This is a genomic window from Mesorhizobium sp. CNPSo 4684 (assembly GCF_057784315.1).
The window spans coordinates 57519-78303 of sequence record NZ_JBWLUX010000029.1; the positions used below are offsets into that span (position 1 = coordinate 57519).

General features: G+C 63.2%; 15 protein-coding genes. 11 read left to right on the plus strand and 4 right to left on the minus strand.

Annotation, left to right across the window (positions count from 1 at the left end; translation table 11 throughout):
* Positions 1 to 280 precede the first annotated feature (280 nt).
* From cysD to cysQ, 3 genes are read left to right on the plus strand one after another with little or no spacing between them, the layout of a single operon-like run.
* Positions 281 to 1186 (plus strand): sulfate adenylyltransferase subunit CysD, encoded by a 906-nt coding sequence (gene cysD / locus AC04SG_RS24470; RefSeq protein ID WP_142866696.1) that lies wholly within the window; start codon positions 281 to 283, stop codon positions 1184 to 1186.
* 2 nt (positions 1187 to 1188) lie between these two features.
* Positions 1189 to 3126, plus strand: coding sequence for a sulfate adenylyltransferase subunit CysN (gene cysN / locus AC04SG_RS24475; RefSeq protein WP_488553134.1), 1938 nt, complete (start codon positions 1189 to 1191; stop codon positions 3124 to 3126).
* A gap of 10 nt (positions 3127 to 3136) precedes the next feature.
* Positions 3137 to 3928, plus strand: coding sequence for a 3'(2'),5'-bisphosphate nucleotidase CysQ (gene cysQ / locus AC04SG_RS24480; protein ID WP_488553152.1), 792 nt, complete (start codon positions 3137 to 3139; stop codon positions 3926 to 3928).
* Between the two features lie 155 nt (positions 3929 to 4083).
* Here cysQ and AC04SG_RS24485 read toward each other — a convergent pair whose 3' ends face one another.
* The 4 genes from AC04SG_RS24485 to AC04SG_RS24500 all read right to left on the minus strand — a co-directional run bounded on the left by AC04SG_RS24485 (position 4084) and on the right by AC04SG_RS24500 (position 8115).
* Positions 4084 to 5226 carry a DegT/DnrJ/EryC1/StrS family aminotransferase gene (locus AC04SG_RS24485; protein WP_488553135.1) on the minus strand — a complete coding sequence of 381 codons (1143 nt, stop codon included), beginning with the start codon at positions 5224 to 5226 and terminating at the stop codon, positions 4084 to 4086.
* A 295-nt stretch (positions 5227 to 5521) separates the two neighbouring features.
* A complete protein-coding gene (locus AC04SG_RS24490) occupies positions 5522 to 6445 on the minus strand; it encodes a carbohydrate kinase family protein (protein ID WP_488553136.1) in 924 nt (307 codons plus the stop codon).
* Positions 6442 to 6888, minus strand: a complete 447-nt coding sequence (locus AC04SG_RS24495; RefSeq protein ID WP_192256452.1) for an RbsD/FucU family protein — start codon at positions 6886 to 6888, stop codon at positions 6442 to 6444. The genes AC04SG_RS24490 and AC04SG_RS24495 overlap by 4 nt, the downstream gene beginning before the upstream one ends.
* A complete protein-coding gene (locus AC04SG_RS24500; protein ID WP_488553137.1) occupies positions 6889 to 8115 on the minus strand; it encodes an ROK family transcriptional regulator in 1227 nt (408 codons plus the stop codon).
* A 231-nt stretch (positions 8116 to 8346) separates the two neighbouring features.
* On the opposite strand from AC04SG_RS24500, the gene AC04SG_RS24505 reads away from it, so the two are divergent.
* The 8 genes from AC04SG_RS24505 to AC04SG_RS24540 all read left to right on the plus strand — a co-directional run bounded on the left by AC04SG_RS24505 (position 8347) and on the right by AC04SG_RS24540 (position 20685).
* Positions 8347 to 9357, plus strand: a complete 1011-nt coding sequence (locus AC04SG_RS24505) for a substrate-binding domain-containing protein (protein WP_488553153.1) — start codon at positions 8347 to 8349, stop codon at positions 9355 to 9357.
* Between the two features lie 100 nt (positions 9358 to 9457).
* On the plus strand, positions 9458 to 10534 hold the full coding sequence (locus AC04SG_RS24510; protein ID WP_488553138.1) for an ABC transporter permease: 1077 nt from the start codon (positions 9458 to 9460) through the stop codon (positions 10532 to 10534).
* Positions 10531 to 11313: an ATP-binding cassette domain-containing protein gene (locus AC04SG_RS24515; RefSeq protein ID WP_488553139.1), complete on the plus strand. Its 783-nt coding sequence runs from the start codon at positions 10531 to 10533 to the stop codon at positions 11311 to 11313. The genes AC04SG_RS24510 and AC04SG_RS24515 overlap by 4 nt, the downstream gene beginning before the upstream one ends.
* A 141-nt stretch (positions 11314 to 11454) precedes the next feature.
* Positions 11455 to 13917: a glycogen/starch/alpha-glucan phosphorylase gene (locus AC04SG_RS24520; RefSeq protein WP_488553140.1), complete on the plus strand. Its 2463-nt coding sequence runs from the start codon at positions 11455 to 11457 to the stop codon at positions 13915 to 13917.
* 77 nt (positions 13918 to 13994) lie between these two features.
* Positions 13995 to 16208, plus strand: coding sequence for a 1,4-alpha-glucan branching protein GlgB (glgB, locus tag AC04SG_RS24525; protein ID WP_488553141.1), 2214 nt, complete (start codon positions 13995 to 13997; stop codon positions 16206 to 16208).
* A 60-nt stretch (positions 16209 to 16268) separates the two neighbouring features.
* On the plus strand, positions 16269 to 17534 hold the full coding sequence (glgC, locus tag AC04SG_RS24530) for a glucose-1-phosphate adenylyltransferase (protein WP_112564064.1): 1266 nt from the start codon (positions 16269 to 16271) through the stop codon (positions 17532 to 17534).
* A gap of 73 nt (positions 17535 to 17607) precedes the next feature.
* Entirely contained in the window at positions 17608 to 19053 is a 1446-nt protein-coding gene (gene glgA / locus AC04SG_RS24535; protein ID WP_488553142.1) for a glycogen synthase GlgA, read from the plus strand.
* Between the two features lie 3 nt (positions 19054 to 19056).
* Entirely contained in the window at positions 19057 to 20685 is a 1629-nt protein-coding gene (locus tag AC04SG_RS24540) for an alpha-D-glucose phosphate-specific phosphoglucomutase (RefSeq protein ID WP_488553143.1), read from the plus strand.
* Positions 20686 to 20785 lie beyond the last annotated feature (100 nt).

Here is a 20785-nt window from a genome sequence, read left to right on the forward strand (position 1 = left end):
CCGACCGTTTTCCCGAGGGTTCCGCCAAGATTTTTCACGGCCTTTGGGGGCTATCAACCTGCCGGGCAGAAATTTCCGGATTCCGGGCTTTTCATGGAAAATTCGTTCCTTATCGGCTTGGCCGCCGGCCTTTCCAGCGTTGTTATATCAGGTGGCGATCTGCTAGAACGCCGGCACGAACCGATAGTGTCCAGCAGTGAAGCTTGAACCGGGCGGCTGAAAAAGACGCCCGATCCATCTGATGCAATGTCTGGATGGCACGAGAGAACGCTCACAGTCCATGAACATCGCGCTTACGCATTTGCAGCGGCTCGAGGCCGAATCCATCCACATCTTCCGTGAGGTTGCTGCCTCCTTCTCCAAGCCGGTGATGCTCTATTCCGTCGGCAAGGATTCCTCCGTGCTGATGCATCTGGCGATGAAGGCCTTCTATCCGGCCAAGCCGCCTTTCCCCTTCCTGCATGTCGACACCACCTGGAAGTTCCGCGAGATGATCGCCTTTCGCGATCAGATGGCGCAGAAGCTCGGCTTCGACCTGCTCGTCCACGTCAATGAAGACGGTGTGCGCGACGGCATCAATCCCTTCGACCACGGCTCCAACACCCACACCCATGTGATGAAGACCGTGGCGTTGCGGCAGGCGCTCGACAAATACGGTTTCGACGCCGCCTTCGGCGGAGCCCGGCGCGACGAGGAGAAGTCGCGCGCCAAGGAGCGCATCTTTTCCTTCCGCAACGCTCAGCATGTCTGGGACCCGAAGAACCAGCGGCCGGAAATGTGGAAGATCTTCAACACTCGCATCGCGCCGGGCGAATCGATCCGCGTCTTTCCGCTGTCGAACTGGACCGAACTCGACATCTGGCAGTACATTCTGCAGGAGAACATTCCGATCGTGCCGCTCTATTTCGCCAAGGAGCGGCCGGTGGTCGAACGCGACGGCATGCTGATCCTCAAGGACGATGACCGCATGGCGCTGCGACCCGGCGAGACGGTTGAGAACCGGCTGGTGCGCTTCCGCACGCTCGGCTGCTATCCGCTGACCGGCGCTATCGAATCCGACGCCGACACGCTGGAAGCCATTGTCGGCGAGATGCTGACGGCGCGCACCTCCGAGCGCCAGGGCCGCCTCATCGATCGCGATGAAGCCGGCTCGATGGAAAAGAAGAAGCGCGAGGGGTATTTCTGAGTATGCGCCACATCCTGGCCAAGAGCCTCGCCCCCACCGATGGCATCCGCGAATATATGGCGACACAGGAGAAGAAGTCGCTGCTGCGCTTCCTCACCTGCGGCTCGGTCGACGACGGCAAGTCGACGCTGATCGGCCGCCTTCTGTCCGACACCAAGCAGATCTTCGAGGATCAACTCGCAGCACTTGAGCGCGATTCCCGCAAGCACGGCACCACCGGCGACGACATCGACTTCGCGCTTCTGGTCGACGGCCTCGAGGCCGAGCGCGAGCAAGGCATCACCATCGACGTCGCCTACCGCTTCTTCGCCACGCCCAAGCGCAAGTTCATCGTCGCCGACACGCCCGGCCACGAACAATACACCCGCAACATGGCGACCGGCGCCTCGACCGCGGATCTCGCCATCGTGTTGATCGATGCGCGCCAGGGCGTGCTGCGCCAGACCCGGCGCCACTCGATCATAGCCTCGCTGCTCGGCATCCGCCACATCGTGCTGGCCGTCAACAAGATCGACCTCGTCGCTTTCGACCAGGCCGTGTTCGACCGCATCGTCGAGGATTACCGGCAGTTCTCGCATGAGCTCGGCTTCCAGACGATCGTGCCGATCCCGATGTCGGCCCGCTATGGTGACAACGTCACCAGCCGCTCGGACAAGACGGCGTGGTATTCCGGCCCGTCGCTGATCGAGCATCTCGAGGCCGTGTCGGTCGACGAAGCCGCGGTCGGATTGCCGTTCCGGTTCCCGGTGCAGTATGTCAACCGGCCCAATCTCGACTTCCGCGGCTTTGCCGGCACCATCGCGTCCGGCCAGGTCGCGCCGGGCGACGAGGTGATCGTCGCAAAATCCGGCAAGGCCTCGCGGGTCAAGCGCATCGTCGCGCACGGCGGCGATCTCGCCCAGGCCGTCGCCGGCCAGGCCATTACCCTTGTGCTCGACGACGAGGTCGAGGTCTCCAGAGGCAACTTGCTGGTGTCACCCGCGGCACGGCCGCAGGTCGCCGACCAGTTCGCCGCCAACATCGTCTGGTTCGATGAGGCAGCGCTGTTGCCGGGCCGCTCCTACATTCTACGCACCGAGACCGACCAGACCAGCGCTACCGTCACCGACCTGAAATACCGCGTCAACGTCAACGACTTCGCCCGTGAGGCGGCGAAGTCACTCGACATGAACGAAGTCGGCATCTGCAATATCTCGACCCGCGCGCCGATCGCCTTCGACACCTTCGCCGACAACCGCACCACCGGCGCTTTCATCCTGATCGACCGCATCACCAACGCCACCGTTGGCGCCGGCATGATCCTGCATACGTTGCGCCGCGCCGAAAACATCCACTGGCAGTCGCTCGATGTCGGCAAGCGCGGCCGCTCCGACCTGAAAGGCCAGCGCCCTGCCGTGTTCTGGTTCACCGGGCTTTCCGGCTCGGGCAAGTCGACCATCGCCAATTTGCTCGAGAAGAAACTGTTCGCCTCGGGACGCCACACCTACATTCTCGACGGCGACAATGTCCGCCACGGCCTCAACCGTGATCTCGGCTTCACCGATGCCGACCGCGTCGAAAACATCCGCCGCGTCGCCGAAGTGGCCAAGCTGATGGCCGATGCCGGGCTGATCGTCATCGTCTCCTTCATCTCGCCCTTCAGCGCCGAGCGCCGCATGGCGCGCGAGCTGATGGCCGACGGCGAATTCGTCGAGGTGTTCGTCGATACGCCGTTCGAGGAATGCGCCCGGCGCGACCCGAAGGGCCTTTACGCGCGGGCGCTGAATGGCGAGATCAAGAACTTCACCGGCGTCGATTCACCGTATGAAGCCCCGGAAAAACCGGAAATCCATCTTAAGACACTCGGCAAGACGGCCGAGGAGATGGTAGAGGCTCTGGAACACTGGCTGAACGAGCGCGACATTGCTGAAGACCAATACGAAGCCGGCGGCGGCATCTGACGACGAGGTGATGCTGGCCGTATTCGAGCGCCTGGCGCTCGATGCAGGACGCGAGGTGATGCGGGTCTTCAAGGCCGGCTGCGCGGTCGACAGCAAAGCCGACTTCTCGCCGGTAACGGAAGCCGACCGCGAGAGCGAGACGATCATCCTTGCCGGCCTGCGTGCGGCTTATCCCGACATTCCCTGCGTGGCCGAGGAAGAGGTCGCCGCCGGCATTGTACCGCCTGATCTCGATGGCGCCTTCTTCCTGATCGATCCGCTCGACGGCACCAAGGAATTCGTCAACCGCACGACCGATTTCACCGTCAACATTGCGCTCATCCGCGACGGGGTGCCGGAAGTCGGCGTCGTCTTCGCGCCCTGTAGCGGGCGGTTGTTCTCCGGACGGCCGGGCAGGGCCGAAGCAATCGAGGTCGATGGCGACTTCCGGATCGTCGGCCGGCGACGGATTTCGGTCAGGACGGCGGTGACGCCGCTCGCCGTCGTGGCCAGCCGCTCGCACAACACACCGGAGACCGAAGCGTTCATCAGGGACCTCGGCGCCGCCGAGATCGTCTCGGTCGGCTCATCGCTGAAATTCTGCCTGCTCGCCGCCGCCGAAGCCGACATCTATCCGCGCTTCGGCCGCACCATGGAATGGGACACCGCGGCCGGCGACGCCGTGCTGCGCGCCGCCGGCGGCATGACACGGACGTTGGACGGCAAGCCGCTCAACTATGGCAAGCGCGAGCAGAGCGACGACGCGGATTTCGCCAACCCGCATTTTATTGCCAGCGGGAAGGCAGCGGACGCAAACGCGTAATCTCCCCCCTTGAGGGGGAGATGGCCGGCAGGCCAGGGGGACGCCGCGCGTGGAGCGCCAACCTCTTCTGTAGTAAGGAGGCCGAGCCCGGTCGAACCGACCCCCTCTGTCGCCTTCGGCGACATCTCCCCCTCAAGGGGGGAGATCATCTAGTCCTACGCCGCCGCTACATGCGCCGAGTTCGACCCAATATAATTGCGGATCGTCTCGATGATGCGGTCCTGGTCGGCTTCGCTGAGATAGGGGTGCATCGGCAGGCACAGGATACGCTTCGGCAGGTCCTCCGACACGGCGAGGCCGGTCGGCGTGCGCGGATAATTCTTGTAGGCTATCTGCTGGTGCAGCGGCTTCACATAATAAATCACCGACGGGATGCCCTTTTCGCCGAGATGCGCCCGCAAGCCGTCGCGCTTCGGCGTCTCGATGGCATATTGCGCCCAGGCCGAGCGGCCGCCACCCAGATTGCGTGACGCCTTGACGATGTCGCCGAGACCTTCGGCATAGCGCTTGGCCACAACCTGGCGGGCGACCATCTCGTCTTCGAGGATGGCAAGCTTCTCGATCAGGATCGCCGCCTGGATCGTGTCGAGGCGTGAATTGATGCCGACGCGAACATTGTCGTACTGCGTTTCGCCCTTGCCGTGGAAGGCAAACGATCTGAGCTGGTCGGCCAGCGCATCGTCATTGGTGAACATCGCGCCGCCATCGCCATAGCAGCCGAGCGGCTTTGCCGGATAAAAGCTGGTCGAGCCGACATGGCCGAAGGCACCGCACATCTTGCCATCGGCTGAGCCGCCGATCGACTGCGCCGCATCTTCGATCACCAGCAGCCCTTCGCGCTTGGCAATCGCCATGATCGCCTCGTAGTCGGCGGCAAGCCCAAACAGGTCGACCGGAATGATCGCCTTCGGCTTCAGCCGGCCTTCCTTCTTGATCATCGTGATCGCCGCCTCGAGGCTGGCGATGTCGATGTTGTAGGTCTCGGCGTCGACATCGACGAACACCGGTTCGGCCTTGGCCAACGCCACCACTTCCGCCGTCGCGGCGAAGGTGAAGCTCGGCACGAACACCGCGTCGCCCGGGCCGATGCCGGCGGCAAACAGCGGCAGCAGCAGCGCGTCGGTGCCGTTGGCGCAGGCCACGACATGCTTGGTGCCGACATAGGCAGCGAGCTTGTTTTCGAATTCGGTGACCTGCGGCCCGAGGATATAGCGGCCTTCCTCGACGACATTGTCGATCGCGGCCTTCAGCCGGTCGCGGATACGTTCGCGCTGCGCGCCAAGATCGATGAACTGCATGTCGGCCTCAAAACGGTAATGCGCGCGGTCCGGGGGACAACGATACGCGCAGAAACAACAACTTAACCGGCCCGCTGGTACCAGAGTTGGGCCGGTCGAGAAAGCCGGACCGGCCAGGCGGCCGGCAGCCGAGGTGTCGCAGCCCGTTACCTCAGGTTTTTGCCGCGCTGCAGCAAGATGCCGGAAATCCGGGCTTTCCAGGACGTGACGGGGCTAATTCATCGCGTCTTTCCGGCTCGCGGAAACATAAAGTGATCGGCTCTCATGGGCGGCTGGCGGCCGGATGAAGCATGGATCAGGCGATTTCATGCCGCCAGGGCGGATTGGCGCCGGCTCGTGACACCGTCACCGCCGCCGCCTTGGAACCGAGCGTCAGCGCCTGGCGGATGGCGTCCTCGGAAAGGCCGCCCATCTCAGCCTTGGTGAGCAGGCCTTGCTCGTGCAGCGAGGCCAGAATGCCGGCATTGAAAGTGTCGCCGGCGCCAACCGTGTCGACCACCTCCACCTTCTGCGGCATCACGGTGACCTTGTGCTCGCGGCTGTAGCCGACGGCGCCTTCGCTGCCGTGGGTGACGACGATCAGCTTCGGCCCCCGGTCCAGCCAGTTGCGGATGACATCTTCATGCGAGCCGGCCTCACCGAACCAGTGCAAATCCTCATCCGACAGTTTCACGATGTCGGCCATTGCCATCATCGAGCGGATGCGGCGGAGATGCCTGGCCTTGTCGGGGATGAAGTTCGGCCGGATGTTGGGATCGAGCATCATGACGCGGCGCTGGTGCTCGCGCTTCATGAATTCCTCGTAGGCAGCACCCGCCGGGTCTGAGATCAGGCTGATGGCGCCAAACAGCATGGCTTCGATCTCGGCGCCGAGTTCCGGCAGATCCTCTGTCGTCAGCATGCGCCCGGCGGTGTTCTCGTCGTAGAAAGTGTAGGTCGCCTGGCCGTTGGTGAGCCGCACGAAGGCCAGCGTGGTGGGGCGAGGGGAGGTGTGCGCATAGGTGGAGCTGACCTTGCTTGCCCCCAGCGCCTCGCGGAACTGGCTGCCGAACAGATCCGACGACAGGCCGGAAAAGAAGCCGGCCGGGGCGCCGAGGCGGCCAAGCGCGATCGCCGTGTTGAACACCGCGCCGCCGACATAGGGGGCAAAGGCCGGCTCACCCAGCGTCGTGGTGCGCGGCAGCATGTCGATCAGGGCTTCGCCGCAGCAGAGGATCATGTCTCAGGACTTTCCGGCGGATAGATCACGCCTTTGCGGATGATGATGTTGGCGTAGAGCCTGGGCTCACCGGTCGCGACGATCGCATACGCCGACCGGACGCGTGCATAGAAGTCAGCGCCGGCCAGCGCAACCACCTTGCGGCCCGGAGCACGCTTGGTGCAGATCGCCTCGATCTCGCGGTGGACCGGATCGGCAACGGAGGGATCGCCTTTGACCGAGGCGCGAAAAAGCGCTTCCGGCACGAAGTCGTCCACGGGCAGCACGCTCAATATGGCGTCGAGCACCGGTATCAGGTGATGACCGTCGGCTCGCACCAGCCGGTTTGCCTGTTCTTCCGCCGGGTAGTTGCCGTCGACGAGCGCAATTTCGTCGCCATGGCCCATGGCGCGCAATGTCGCCAGAAGCTCCGGACCGAGCAGCGACGGAATACCGATCAGCATTCAGGTGCTCCTGGAAATCGTGGTCGAACCGATGAGGAAGCGTTCGGACAGCGGCAGGCTGGCGCCACCCAGCGCGCGGGCATGGATGCCGACGGTGCCTTCGCGCACGTCCGGCAGCTTCAGGCCTTCACCGTCGATCGTGCCGATCGTCTGCCTGACGGCATCGACGAGGCGACGCCGTACTGCGAGCGGCATCCAACCATCGATCACCGCGGCCTCGAAATCGATCACCGAGGACGCTGCGACAATGGCGTAGGCAAGCGCTTGCGAGGCGCTGGCGATCCAGTCGTCCAAATCGGCGCCGATGTCGCCCCATTCCTGCGGTGAGGTCCAGAGATAGGAGCCGTCGATGCCGCGCGCGCTGAGCGCCTTTTCCAGTATGGCGATCGAGGCGACGTCGATGAGCTGTGTCGGCTTGCCGTCCGGCCCCGGAACCGGCATCGAGCCCAGCGCCCCGGCATTGCCGGTCGGTCCGCCAAAAAGCCGGCCGTTGAGCACGATGCCGCCGCCGGCAAAGGCGCCGATGTAGAAATAGACGAAGTCGCGCACGCCGCCGGTCTGGCCGAACACCAGTTCGGCGCCGCAGGCTGATGTGGCGTCGTTCTGCAGGTAGACCGGGAATTCGCATTGCGACTGGATGTCGGCGCGGATGTCGCGATGGCGCCATTCGTCCATGATGTCGCGTGGCGCACCCGCCGTATCGGCCCAGTTCCACAGTTCGAACGGCATGGCGATGCCGAGCCCGGCAATGCGCTTGTCCTGCGCCGGTGTCAGTTCGGCCCGCATCGTCTTCATGCCCGATGTAACGAACTCCACCGTCTCGCGTGGCGCTGGATAGCGGTAGGAGTGCTGAAGCATCGAGCGCACATGCCCAAGGAAATCGATCAGCACCAGTTCGGCGCTGCGGCGGCCGATTTTGAGGCCGATGAAGAATGCGCCTTCGGGGTTCAGCGCCATCGGGATGGAAGGCTGGCCGATCTTGCCGCGCAACGGCGCCTGGCGCACCAGCAGGCTGTCTTCCTCCAGTTCGCGCATGATGACCGACACGGTCTGCGCCGAAAGCCCGGTCATGCGCGCAATGTCTGATTTGGCCAGGCTGCTATGCTGGCGCACCAGTGACAGCACCAACCGCTCATTGTGGTCGCGCATGCCGCTCTGGTTGGTGCCACGGTGGAGACGGCTGGCGGCCGCCTCGGGCGAACCGTGCCTCGCAATGCCGGTCTCCACCCTTGTTCCTTCCCTTGGTTTATTCTCACTGCTTTTACGGGCAGAATGAGTGAACCGTGCAATGCTGTCAATAATAAATAAGAGTGATTTAATTATTGACAGACGCCTCCTGCTGGTGTCATTTGAGGGCGCGTCCACACTGGGAGAAACTTCAGTGGGCGCTGTTCAGGCGCCGGTTGGCCGGCGCCGAAGGTGGTTCACTGGGAGGAAGTCATGGGTAAATGGAATATCATGAAGGCGGCCATCTCTGGCCTTGCCTTTTACAGCGCGATGGCCACGGCCTCGCATGCAGCCGATATTGTCGGCCTGATCACCAAGACGGAAGGGAATCCGTTCTTCGTCAAGATGCGCGAGGGCGCGCAGGCCAAGGCGACGGAACTAGGCCTTGATTTGCAGACTTTCGCCGGCAAGTTTGACGGCGACAATGACAGTCAGGTGGCTGCCATCGAGAATCTGATCTCGGCCGGCGCCAAGGGCTTCGCCATTGTGCCGAGCGACTCCAGCGCCATCGTGCCGACCATCAAGAAGGCGCGTGACGCCGGCCTGCTGGTCATCGTGCTCGACACCCCGCTCGATCCGATCGACGCCGCCGACGCGACCTTCGCCACCGACAATTTCAAGGCCGGCGAACTGATCGGCCAATGGGCCAAGGGCACGCTGGGCGACAAGGCTGCGAGCGCCAAGATCGCATTCCTCGACCTCGCCACCAACCAGCCGACGGTCGACTATCTGCGCGATCAGGGCTTCATGCAGGGCTTCGGCATCGACATCAAGGATGGCAAGAAATACGGCGACGAGGACGACGCACGCATCTGCGGCCATGAAATGACCGGCGGCGCCGAGGATGGCGGACGCACGGCGATGGAAACGCTGCTGCAGAAATGCCCCGACGTGAACATCATGTACACGATCAACGAGCCGGCGGCTGCCGGTGGCTACCAGGCGCTCAAGGCGGCTGGCAAGGATGACGGCTCGGTGCTGGTGGTGTCGATCGACGGCGGCTGCCCGGGCGTCAAGAACGTCGAGGCCGGCGTCATCGGCGCAACCTCGCAGCAATATCCGCTGAAGATGGCGGCCATGGCGATGGAAGCGATCGAGAAGTTCGCCAAGACCGGCGAGAAGCCGAAGCCGACCCCCGGCAAGGAGTTCTTCGACACCGGTGCGACGCTGATCACGGACAAGCCGGTCACTGGCGTCGAATCGATCGACACCAAGAAGGGCCTGGAGCTGTGCTGGGGCTGATGCCTTCCTAAGACCCTCCAGAAGGGTTTAAACTGCAATGGAAAGGGCGGCCTTAGCCGCTCTTTCCCGAAAACACGGGATCCTTGGGAGGGGACGACAGATGAGCGACGACAGAACCGGTTCGGCCACCGCCGAACGCGGCCTCCAGGGCAGCGACCAGTCGGTGGCGAGTTTCGACGACGACCGGCAATCGCCGCTGAAAAGCGTGCAGCGCTTCCTGCACGAATTTCCGACAGCAATCCCGTTCATCGTCCTGCTCATCGGCGTCCTGATCTTCTCGGTCGCCGCCGGCGGCCGGTTCTTTGCGCCGTTCAACCTTTCGCTCGTGCTGCAGCAGGTCACCATCATCGCCTTTCTGGGCATCGCCCAGACCCTGGTGATCCTGACTGCCGGCATCGACCTTTCGGTCGGCGCGATGATGGTCTTGTCATCGATCGTCATGGGCCGGTTGACCGTCACCTACGGCGTTCCGGTTGAACTCTCCTTCTTCCTGGGCCTGATGACGGGTCTGGTTTGCGGTCTGATCAATGGCGTGCTCATCGCGGTGGTGAAATTGCCGCCCTTCATCGTCACGCTCGGTTCCTGGAGCGTCTATGGCTCGATGGTCACCTACGTTTCGCACTCGGAAACCGTGCGGGCGCAGGACATCGAGGCGGTGGGGCCGCTGCTGCAGTGGCTCGGCCACACGATCCGGCTGGGCGGCGGCGCCGTTCTGACCTACGGCACGATCGGCATGATCCTGACCGCAGTCATCATTTGGTACATGCTCAACCGCACGGCCTTCGGCCGCCACGTCTACGCCACCGGCGACGATGACGAGGCCGCCCGCCTTGCAGGCATCAACACGCGCGGCGTCTATATCGCCGTCTACACCATTGCCGGCCTGATCTGCGCCATCGCGGCCTGGGCGCTCATCGGCCGCATCGGTGCGGCAAGCCCGCTCGGCAGCCAGACCGCCAATCTCGACGCCATCACCGCGGTGGTGATCGGTGGCACGTCGCTGTTCGGCGGCCGCGGTTCGATCCTCGGCACGCTGTTCGGCGCGCTGATCGTCGGCGTGTTTCGCAACGGCCTAGCGCTGGCCGGCGTCGACTCGCTCTGGCAGGAGTTCACCGTCGGCATCCTCATCATTCTCGCCGTCACCATCGACCAGTGGATCAGGAAGATATCGGCATGAGCCCGCAGCCCATTCTCCAAGCAAAAGGCCTCAACAAGCGTTACGGCAGGGTGGTGGCGCTCGACAATGCCGATTTCGACCTGATGCCGGGCGAGATCCTCGCCGTCATCGGCGACAACGGCGCCGGCAAGTCGACGCTGGTCAAGGCGCTGTGCGGCGCCGTCATCCCGGATTCCGGCACCATCGAGCTCAACGGCAAAGTGGTCCATTTCCGCTCGCCGATCGAGGCGCGCCTCGCCGGCATCGAGACGGTCTACCAGAACTTGGCGCTGTCGCCGGCATTGTCGATTGCCGACAACATGTTTCTTGGTCGCGAGTTGCGCAAACCGGGCTTTGTCGGGCAGTGGCTGCGCAGGCTCGACCGTTCGGCGATGCAGCGGATCGCCCGCGAAAAGCTTTCGGAACTCGGGCTGATGACCATCCAGAACATCAACCAGTCGGTCGAGACGCTGTCGGGTGGCCAGCGCCAGGGCGTGGCGGTGGCGCGTGCTGCTGCCTTCGGCAGCCGGGTGGTGATCATGGATGAGCCGACCGCCGCACTCGGCGTCAAGGAGAGCCGCCGCGTGCTGGAACTGATGCTCGACGTCAAGAACCGCGGCCTGCCGATCGTACTTATCTCGCACAACATGCCGCATGTCTTCGAAGTCGCCGACCGCATCCATATCCACAGGCTCGGCCGTCGCCTCGCCCTCATCGATCCCAAGCAATATACGATGTCGGATGCCGTGGCTTTCATGACTGGAGCCAAGGTTCCGCCGGAGGCGGCGCTCGCGGCCTGATCCGCTCGACGGATAAATTGCCGCAGGGGCAACCGGCGGCATATCGATCTAAATCGATTGAATGTATGTTGCAATGCACTAGGAGGGGCTGGGACTGACAGCGAAAGCCGGTATGATCGCAGCACGATCACGAGAGGCAGTATGACGCGAACAATGACAGCCAAAGCCCCTGTTCTCGAAATTCCCGATCCCAAGACGCTCGCCGACGAGGTGCTGTCGGCACTCAAATACCGGGTCGGCAAGGGCACCTCCGTCGCCACCCAATATGACTGGCTGACAGCCTCGATCAAGGTCGTGCGCGACCGCATCGTCGATCACTGGATGCAGGCGACGCAGGAGGCCTACGCCCAGCAGGAAAAGCGCGTCTACTATCTGTCGCTCGAATTCCTCATCGGCCGGCTGATGCGCGATGCCTTCTCCAATCTCGGCCTGATGGACAATATGCGCGAAGCGCTGAAGTCGCTCGGCGTCGACCTCGACCTCATCGCCGGGCTCGAGCCGGACGCCGCGCTCGGCAATGGCGGTCTCGGCCGGCTCGCCGCCTGCTTCATGGAAAGCATGGCGACTGTCGACATTCCCGCCCATGGCTACGGCATTCGCTACGCCAACGGCATGTTCCGCCAGGAAATCCATGACGGCTGGCAGGTCGAACTGCCCGAAACTTGGCTCGACCACGGCAACCCCTGGGAGTTCGAACGCCGCGAGCGCGCCTTCGAGGTCGGCTTCGGCGGTTCGGTGGAATCGATCACCTCCAAGGACGGAAGGCTCGAACGCCACGTCTGGAAGCCGACCGAGCATGTCCAGGCCGTCGCCTACGACACGCCGGTGGTCGGCTGGCGCGCCAACCGGGTCAACACGCTGCGGCTGTGGTCCGGCATGCCGATCGATCCGATCCTGCTCGACAAGTTCAACGCCGGCGACCACATCGGCGCACTTGCCGAAAGCAACAAGGCTGATGCGCTGTCGCGCGTGCTTTACCCCGCCGATTCCCACAAGGCAGGGCAGGAACTCAGGCTCCGCCAAGAGTATTTCTTCTCCACCGCCTCGCTGCAAGACATCGTCCAGCGCCATCTCAGCCAGTATGGCGATCTTGTCTCGCTGCCCGACAAGGCGGCGATCCATCTCAACGACACCCATCCGGCGATTGCCGTGGCGGAGCTGATGCGCCTGCTGATGGACGTCCACGGCATGGATTTCGACCAGGCCTGGGACATCACCAAGCGCACCTTCGGCTACACCAACCACACGCTGCTGCCCGAGGCGCTGGAAAGCTGGCCGGTGCCGCTGTTCGAGCGGCTTTTGCCGCGCCACATGCAGATCGTCTACGCCATCAATGCGCAGGTGCTGCTCGAAGCGCGCGCCACCAACCAGTTCTCGGGCGAGCAGATCAGCCGCATCTCGCTGATCCAGGAAAATGGCGACCGCCGCGTGCGCATGGGCAACCTCGCCTTTGTCGGCTCGCACTCGATAAACGGCGTGTCGGCGCTGCATACCGAGCTGATGAAGGAGACGGTGTTTGCCGATCTCCACAAGCTCTATCCCGATCGCATCAACAACAAGACCAACGGCATCACGCCGCGGCGCTGGCTGATCCAGTGCAATCCAGGCCTCACCGCGCTTACCCGCAAGGCGATCGGTGACCGCTTCCTCGACAATATCGAGGCCATCAAGGGGCTCGATGCCTTTGCCGACGACGCCGCTTTCCGCGACAAGTTCGCCGCCGTCAAGCGCTCCAACAAGGTCAAGCTCGCAAATCTCGTCGCCGACCGGCTTGGCATCAAGCTCGATCCGTCGGCGCTGTTCGACATCCAGGTCAAGCGCATCCACGAATACAAGCGTCAGCTGCTCAACATCCTGGAGGCCATCGCCCTCTACGATCAGATCCGCTCGCATCCCGAGAAAGACTGGATGCCGCGCGTGAAATTCTTCGGCGGCAAGGCGGCCCCGAGCTATCACAACGCCAAGCTGATCATCAAACTCGCCAACGACGTCGCCAAGGTTATCAACAGCGACCCGTCGGTGCGCGGCCTGCTGAAAGTGGTTTTCGTGCCGAACTACAATGTCAGCCTGGCCGAAGTGCTGATGCCGGCCGCCGACCTCTCAGAACAGATCTCGACCGCCGGCATGGAAGCGTCGGGCACCGGCAATATGAAGTTCGCGCTCAACGGCGCCTTGACCATTGGCACGCTCGACGGTGCCAATGTCGAGATCAAGGAGTGCGTCGGCGACGACAACATCTTCATCTTCGGCCTGACCACGGCCGAAGTCGCCGAGCGGCGCAACAATGGCTACAACCCGCGCGCCGTGATCGAGGCTTCGCCAGAGTTGGCGCAGGCTGTCGCCGCCGTCTCGTCGGGCGTGTTCTCGCCCGACCAGCCGGACCGCTACCGCGAGCTGATCGACGGTCTCTACAATACCGACTGGTTCATGGTGGCGGCCGATTTCGATGCCTATGCCGCCACCCAGCGCGATGTCGACGCCGTCTGGCGCAACAGTCCCGACTGGTACGCACGCGCAATCCGCAACGTTGCCCGCGTCGGCTGGTTCTCTTCCGATCGCACGATCCGCCAATATGCGAAAGAAATCTGGAACGTACCCGCCTGATATGATTGCATGAGGCCACGAACAATGGGTCTTGTGCACAAGAACAAGAACTGGCTCCCCGGGAGGGAAATCGGCTGATGAGGAAACCGCGCGTGACCGCTGCGACAAGCGGGCCGGACGGGCTGGCACCAGCCGGCGATGTCGCGGCGATTGTTGCCGGCACGCATGGCGATCCTTTTGCAATCCTGGGCGTGCATGAAGCCGGCAAGGGCTTCGTCGCCCGCTGCTTCGTGCCCAATGCCGAGTTCGTCACCGCCTATACGTTGACCGGCAAGGAGGTTGGCGAACTCTCACGCCGCGACGATGCCGGTTTCTTCGAGGGCAAGGTTTCGATCCGCAAACGCCAGCCGCTGCGCTATCACGCCAAAAATGCCGGCGGCGACTGGTGGCTGACCGATCCCTATTCCTTCGGCCCGGTGCTCGGCCCGATGGATGACTATTACATCGCCCAAGGGTCGCATCTCAGACTGTTCGACAAGCTCGGCGCCCATCTCATCGACCATGAAGGCGCGTCGGGCGTGCATTTCGCCGTCTGGGCGCCCAATGCGCGCCGCGTCTCCGTGGTCGGCGATTTCAACGAATGGGATGGCCGCCGGCACACGATGCGCGACCGCCGCGACACCGGCATCTGGGAACTGTTCATTCCCGATATCGGCGCTGGACGGCCCTACAAATACGAGATCATCGCCCCCGACGGCGTACGCCTGCCGCTCAAGGCCGATCCGTTCGCCTTCAAATCCGAGCTGCGCCCGGCCACCGCTTCGGTGACGGCAGTGCCGCCGGCGCATGAATGGGGCGACGATGCCCACCGCAGCTACTGGCGCAAGGCCGATCCCCGGCGCGAAGCCATCTCGATCTACGAGGTCCATGCCGGTTCGTGGCAGCAGCACGACGACGGCAGCTTCCTGTCATGGGACGAACTTGCCGACCAACTGATTCCCTATGCCGTCGAAACCGGCTTCACCCACATCGAATTCCTGCCGATCTCCGAACATCCCTATGACCCGTCATGGGGTTATCAGACAACCGGACTTTATGCCCCGTCGGCGCGCTTCGGCGACCCCGACGGCTTCGCCCGTTTCGTCGACGGTGCGCACCGCGCTGGCGTCGGCGTCATCCTCGACTGGGTGCCGGCGCATTTCCCGGTCGACGCGCATGGCCTGGCCAATTTCGACGGCACAGCACTTTATGAGCATGCCGATCCGCGCAAGGGTTTCCATCCCGACTGGAACACCGCGATCTACAATTTCGGCCGCCGCGAAGTGGTGTCGTTCCTCGTCAACAATGCGCTGTTCTGGGCCGAGAAATACCATGTCGACGGTTTGCGCGTCGATGCGGTCGCCTCGATGCTCTACCTCGACTACTCGCGCAAAGCCGGCGAATGGATCCCCAACGAGAAGGGCGGCCGCGAGAACCTCGAAGCGGTCTCTTTCCTGCAGAAGATGAACAAGGAGCTCTACGGCCACCATCCCGGCGTGATGACGATCGCAGAGGAATCGACCTCATGGCCGAAAGTCTCGGCGCCGGTGCATGAAGGCGGGCTGGGCTTCGGCTTCAAGTGGAACATGGGCTTCATGCACGACACGCTGGAGTATTTCGCCAAGGAGCCGATCTTCCGCAAGCACCACCACAACGACCTGACCTTCGGCCTGACCTACGCCTTTTCAGAGAATTTCGTGCTGCCGCTCTCCCATGACGAGGTCGTGCACGGCAAAGGCACGCTGCTTGGCAAGATGGCCGGCGATGACTGGCAGAAGTTTGCGACTTTGCGCGCCTTTTACGCCTTCATGTGGGGCTATCCCGGCAAGAAGCTGTTGTTCATGGGCCAGGAATTCGCCCAGCGCCGCGAATGGAGCGAGGCGCGCGCGCTCGACTGGAACCTGCTCGACTTCCGCCCGCATCGCGGTGTCTGGCAGACGGTGCGCGACCTCAACTATCTCTACCGCTCGCGCCCGGCGCTGCATGCGCGCGACTGCGAGCCGGACGGCTTTTCCTGGCTGATCGTCGACGACAAGGAAAACTCGGTCTTCGCCTGGCTGCGCAGTGCGCCTGACGGCAATCCCATCGCCGTTATTTCCAACTTCACGCCGGTGCCGCGCGACAATTATCGCGTGCCGTTGCCCAACGTCGGCAAATGGCGCGAAATCATCAACACCGACGCTTCGGACTATGGTGGTTCGGGCAAGGGCAATGGCGGCGTGGTCGAAGCCAGGGCGGAGGGAGGAGGCATATCGGCAACGATGCTTTTGCCGCCGCTGTCGACGATCATGCTTGAACTCGTTGCGGACTAGGTCCGTCAACTCGTTGCGGAGTGAGCAGTGCTCCAGACTGGTAATTTGGGAGGGTAAAAAATGGCAGACTTGAAGAGAACCCAGCCGCTGGCGCGCGATGCCATGGCCTATGTGCTGGCCGGCGGCCGCGGCAGCCGGCTCAAGGAATTGACCGACCGGCGCGCCAAGCCTGCTGTCTATTTCGGCGGCAAGACGCGCATCATCGATTTCGCGCTGTCCAATGCGCTGAATTCCGGCATTCGCCGCCTCGGTGTCGCCACCCAATACAAGGCGCATTCGCTGATCCGCCACCTGCAGCGCGGCTGGAACTTCCTGCGCCCGGAGCGAAACGAAAGCTTCGACATCCTGCCGGCCAGCCAGCGTGTCTCGGAAACCCAGTGGTATGAAGGCACCGCCGACGCCGTCTACCAGAACATCGACATCATCGAGGCCTACGGCCCCGAATACATGGTCATCCTGGCCGGCGACCACATCTACAAGATGGACTACGAACTGATGCTGCGCCAGCACGTCGACGCCAACGCCGACGTTACCGTCGGCTGTCTCGAAGTGCCGCGCATGGAAGCGACCGGCTTCGGCGTCATGCACGTCGACGGTAAGGATAACATCATCGCCTTCGTCGAAAAGCCCGCCGATCCGCCCGGCATTCCCGACAAGCCGGAATTCGCCCTGGCCTCGATGGGCATCTATGTCTTCAAGACCAAGTTCCTGATGGAGCAACTGCGCCGCGATGCCGCCGAGCCGGGTTCGAGCCGCGACTTCGGCAAGGACATCATCCCCTATATCGTCCAGCACGGTAAGGCGATCGCGCATCGCTTCGCCAAATCCTGCGTGCGCTCGACCGCCGAGAACGAGGCCTATTGGCGTGACGTCGGCACGGTCGACGCCTATTGGGAAGCCAATATCGACTTGACCGATATTACCCCTGAACTCGATCTCTACGACCGCGACTGGCCGATCTGGACCTATGCCGAATTGAAGCCGCCGGCAAAGTTCGTGCATGACGAGGACGGCCGGCGCGGTTCGGCCGTCTCCTCGCTGGTATCAGGCGATTGCATCGTCTCGGGTGCTTCGCTGAAGCGCAGCCTGATCTTCACCGGCGCGCGCATCAACTCCTATTCGACGCTGGAAGAAGTCGTCATGCTGCCCGACGTTCATGTCGGCCGGAACGCAAAGTTGAAGCGGGTCGTCATCGACCACGGTGTAAGGATACCGGAAGGCTTGGTGGTCGGCGAAGACCCCGCTCTCGACGCCAAGCGCTTCCGCGTTTCGGAAAAGGGCATCTGCCTGGTCACGCAGGACATGATCGACAAGCTGAAGCTGTAGAGCAATTCCAGGAAAAGTGTGAAGCGGTTCTCCGTCCGGAATTGCGGCAAAACAAGGATCGGACCATAAACGCATGCAGGTTCTGTCGGTCACGCCCGAAATTTTCCCGCTGATCAAGACCGGCGGACTTGCCGACGTGACCGGCGCACTGCCGATCGCCCTTGCCGCCAAGGGCATGACGATGCGCACGCTCATTCCCGGCTTTCCGCAGGTGATGGACGCCTTCAAGAAAAGGAAGGCCGTCTACCAGTACCCACTGCTGCAGGGCGGCAAGGCTTCGGTCCATGCCGTGAAGATTGCCGGGCTCGACCTGTTCGTGCTTGACGCGCCGCATCTCTACGACCGTCCGGGCGGCCCTTACGGCAATGCGGCCGGCGCCGACTGGCCCGACAACTGGCGGCGCTTCGCGGCGTTGAGCCAGGTCGGTGGCGACATCGCCGGTGGCGCCATCTCCGGTTACCAGCCCGATCTCGTCCATGCCCATGACTGGCAGTCGGCGATGACGCTGGCCTATATGCGATACGGCAAGGCGGTCGGCGTGCCGTCGCTGATCACTGTGCACAACCTTGCCTTCCAGGGCCAGTTCGGCGCCGGCATCTTCGGTGAGCTCGGCCTGCCGGCGGTGGCGATGGCGCTTGACGGCGTTGAGTATTATGGCGGCGTCGGCTTCCTCAAGGCCGGCCTGCAGGCCGCCTGGGCGATCACCACGGTCAGCCCGACCTACGCGCAGGAAATCCGCTCGCCCGAATTCGGCATGGGCCTCGACGGCCTGATCAACATGCGATCCTCGGACCTCTACGGCATCGTCAACGGCATCGACACCGACATCTGGAACCCCGAGACCGACAAGCATCTGGTGTCGGCCTATTCCGCACAGACGCTCAAGGATCGCCTTCCCAACCGGGCGGTTGTCGAGGACCGTTTCAATCTGGAGCATGACGACAGCCCGATCGTCTGCGTGATCAGCCGGCTGACCTGGCAAAAGGGCATGGACATACTGGCAGCGGTGGTCGACGGCGTCGTCGCCACCGGCGCGCGGCTGGCGATCCTCGGCTCGGGTGACGCCGGCCTCGAAGGCGCGCTGCTTGCCGCCGCCGCCCGCCATCGCGGCCGCGTCGGCGTTGTCGTCGGTTACGACGAGGGCTTGTCCCACATTATGCAAGGCGGCTGCGACGCCATCGTCATCCCGTCGCGCTTCGAGCCTTGCGGGCTGACCCAGCTTTACGGCCTGCGCTATGGCTGCGTGCCGGTCGTTGCCCGCACCGGCGGCCTTGCCGACACCATCATAGACGCCAACGAAGCCGCGATCTCGGCAGGTGTAGCCACCGGTTTCCAGTTCGCGCCCAACAATGGCGGCGCCATGCTGCACGCCATCCGCCGGCTGGTCGACGCGCATGCGAGCCCGGCCGTGTGGGAACAGATCCAGCGCCAGGGCATGAAAGCCGATGTTTCCTGGGACAAGAGCGCCGACAAATACGTTGAACTCTACCGCCTGTTGCTTTCGAAAAGGGTTGCCTGAAGCATGATCCGAACCGTCGCCACCAAACCCTATCTTGACCAAAAACCCGGCACGTCCGGCCTGCGCAAGAAGGTGCCTGTCTTCCAGCAGGAGTACTACGCCGAGAATTTCATCCAGTCGATCTTCGACGCGCTCGATGGCTTCAAGGGCAAGACGCTGGTGATTGGCGGCGACGGCCGCTTCTACAACCGCGAGGTCATCCAGAAAGCCATCGCCATGGCCGCGGCCAACGGCTTCGGCAAGGTGATGGTCGGGCAGGGCGGCATATTGTCGACGCCGGCCGCCTCGCATGTCATCCGCAAATACAAGACCTTCGGCGGCATCATTCTGTCGGCCAGCCACAATCCGGGCGGCCCGCATGAGGATTTCGGCATCAAGTACAATGCCGGCAATGGCGGCCCGGCGCCGGAAAAGCTCACCGACGCGATCTTCGAAAAGACCAAGACGATTTCGAGTTTCAAGATCGCCGATATCGACCAGATCGACATCGACAAGATCGGCACCGTCGACGCCGGCGGCATGACGGTGGAGGTGATCGATCCGGTCACCGACTATGCCGAGCTGATGGAAAGCCTGTTCGACTTCGACGCCATCCGCGCCAATTTCAAATACGGCTTTCGCATGCGCTTCGACGCCATGCATGCGGTCACCGGTCCCTATGCCAAGGAAATCCTCGAACGCCGGCTTGGCGCGGAGAACGGCACCTGCCGCAACTACAAGCCGCTGCCGGATTTCGGCGGCCATCACCCCGACCCCAACCTGGTCCATGCCAAGCATCTCTATGACGAGATGATGGGACCGGACGCGCCGGATTTCGGGGCCGCCTCCGACGGCGATGGCGACCGCAATTTGATCATCGGCAAGGGCATCTTCGTCACCCCCTCGGATTCGGTGGCGATGCTTGCCGCCAATGCGCAACTGGCGCCCGGCTACAAGGACGGCCTCAAAGGCATCGCCCGCTCGATGCCGACCAGCGGCGCTGCCGACCGCGTCGCCGAAAAGCTCGGCATCGGCATCTACGAAACGCCCACCGGCTGGAAGTTCTTCGGCAATCTGCTCGACGCCGGCATGGCAACGATCTGCGGTGAGGAAAGTGCCGGCACCGGCTCCAACCATGTCCGAGAGAAGGACGGGCTGTGGGCAGTGCTGTTGTGGCTCAACATCCTGGCGGTGCGCGGCGAAAGCGCCAAGCAGGTGGTCACCGAGCACTGGGCGACCTATGGCCGCAACTATTATTCGCGCCACGACTATGAAGAGGTCGAGACCGAACGCGCCAATGCCCTGGTCGACGAGTTGCGCGCCAAGCTGACCTCGCTGCCTGGCACCAGCGTGCGCGGCCTGAAGATCGCCAACGCCGACGACTTCGCCTATCACGATCCGGTCGACGGTTCGGTGAGCAAGAACCAGGGCATAAGGATCCTGTTCGAAGGCGGCTCGCGCGTCGTCTTCCGCCTCTCGGGCACCGGCACATCAGGCGCGACGCTGCGCGTCTATATCGAGCGCTACGAGCCGGACAGAGCGAGGCACGATCTCGACACGCAAGAGGCGCTCGCCGATTTGATTGCGGCCGCGGATGATATTGCCGGCATCAAGAGCCACACCGGCCGCAACAAGCCGAGCGTGATTACTTGAGAGTGGTGCGGCGCGCCTCTCCTTCTCCCCTTGTGGGAGAAGGTGGCCGAGCGAGGCTCGGCCGGATGAGGGGTGCTCCAGCTTGGCGCACACCATCGTT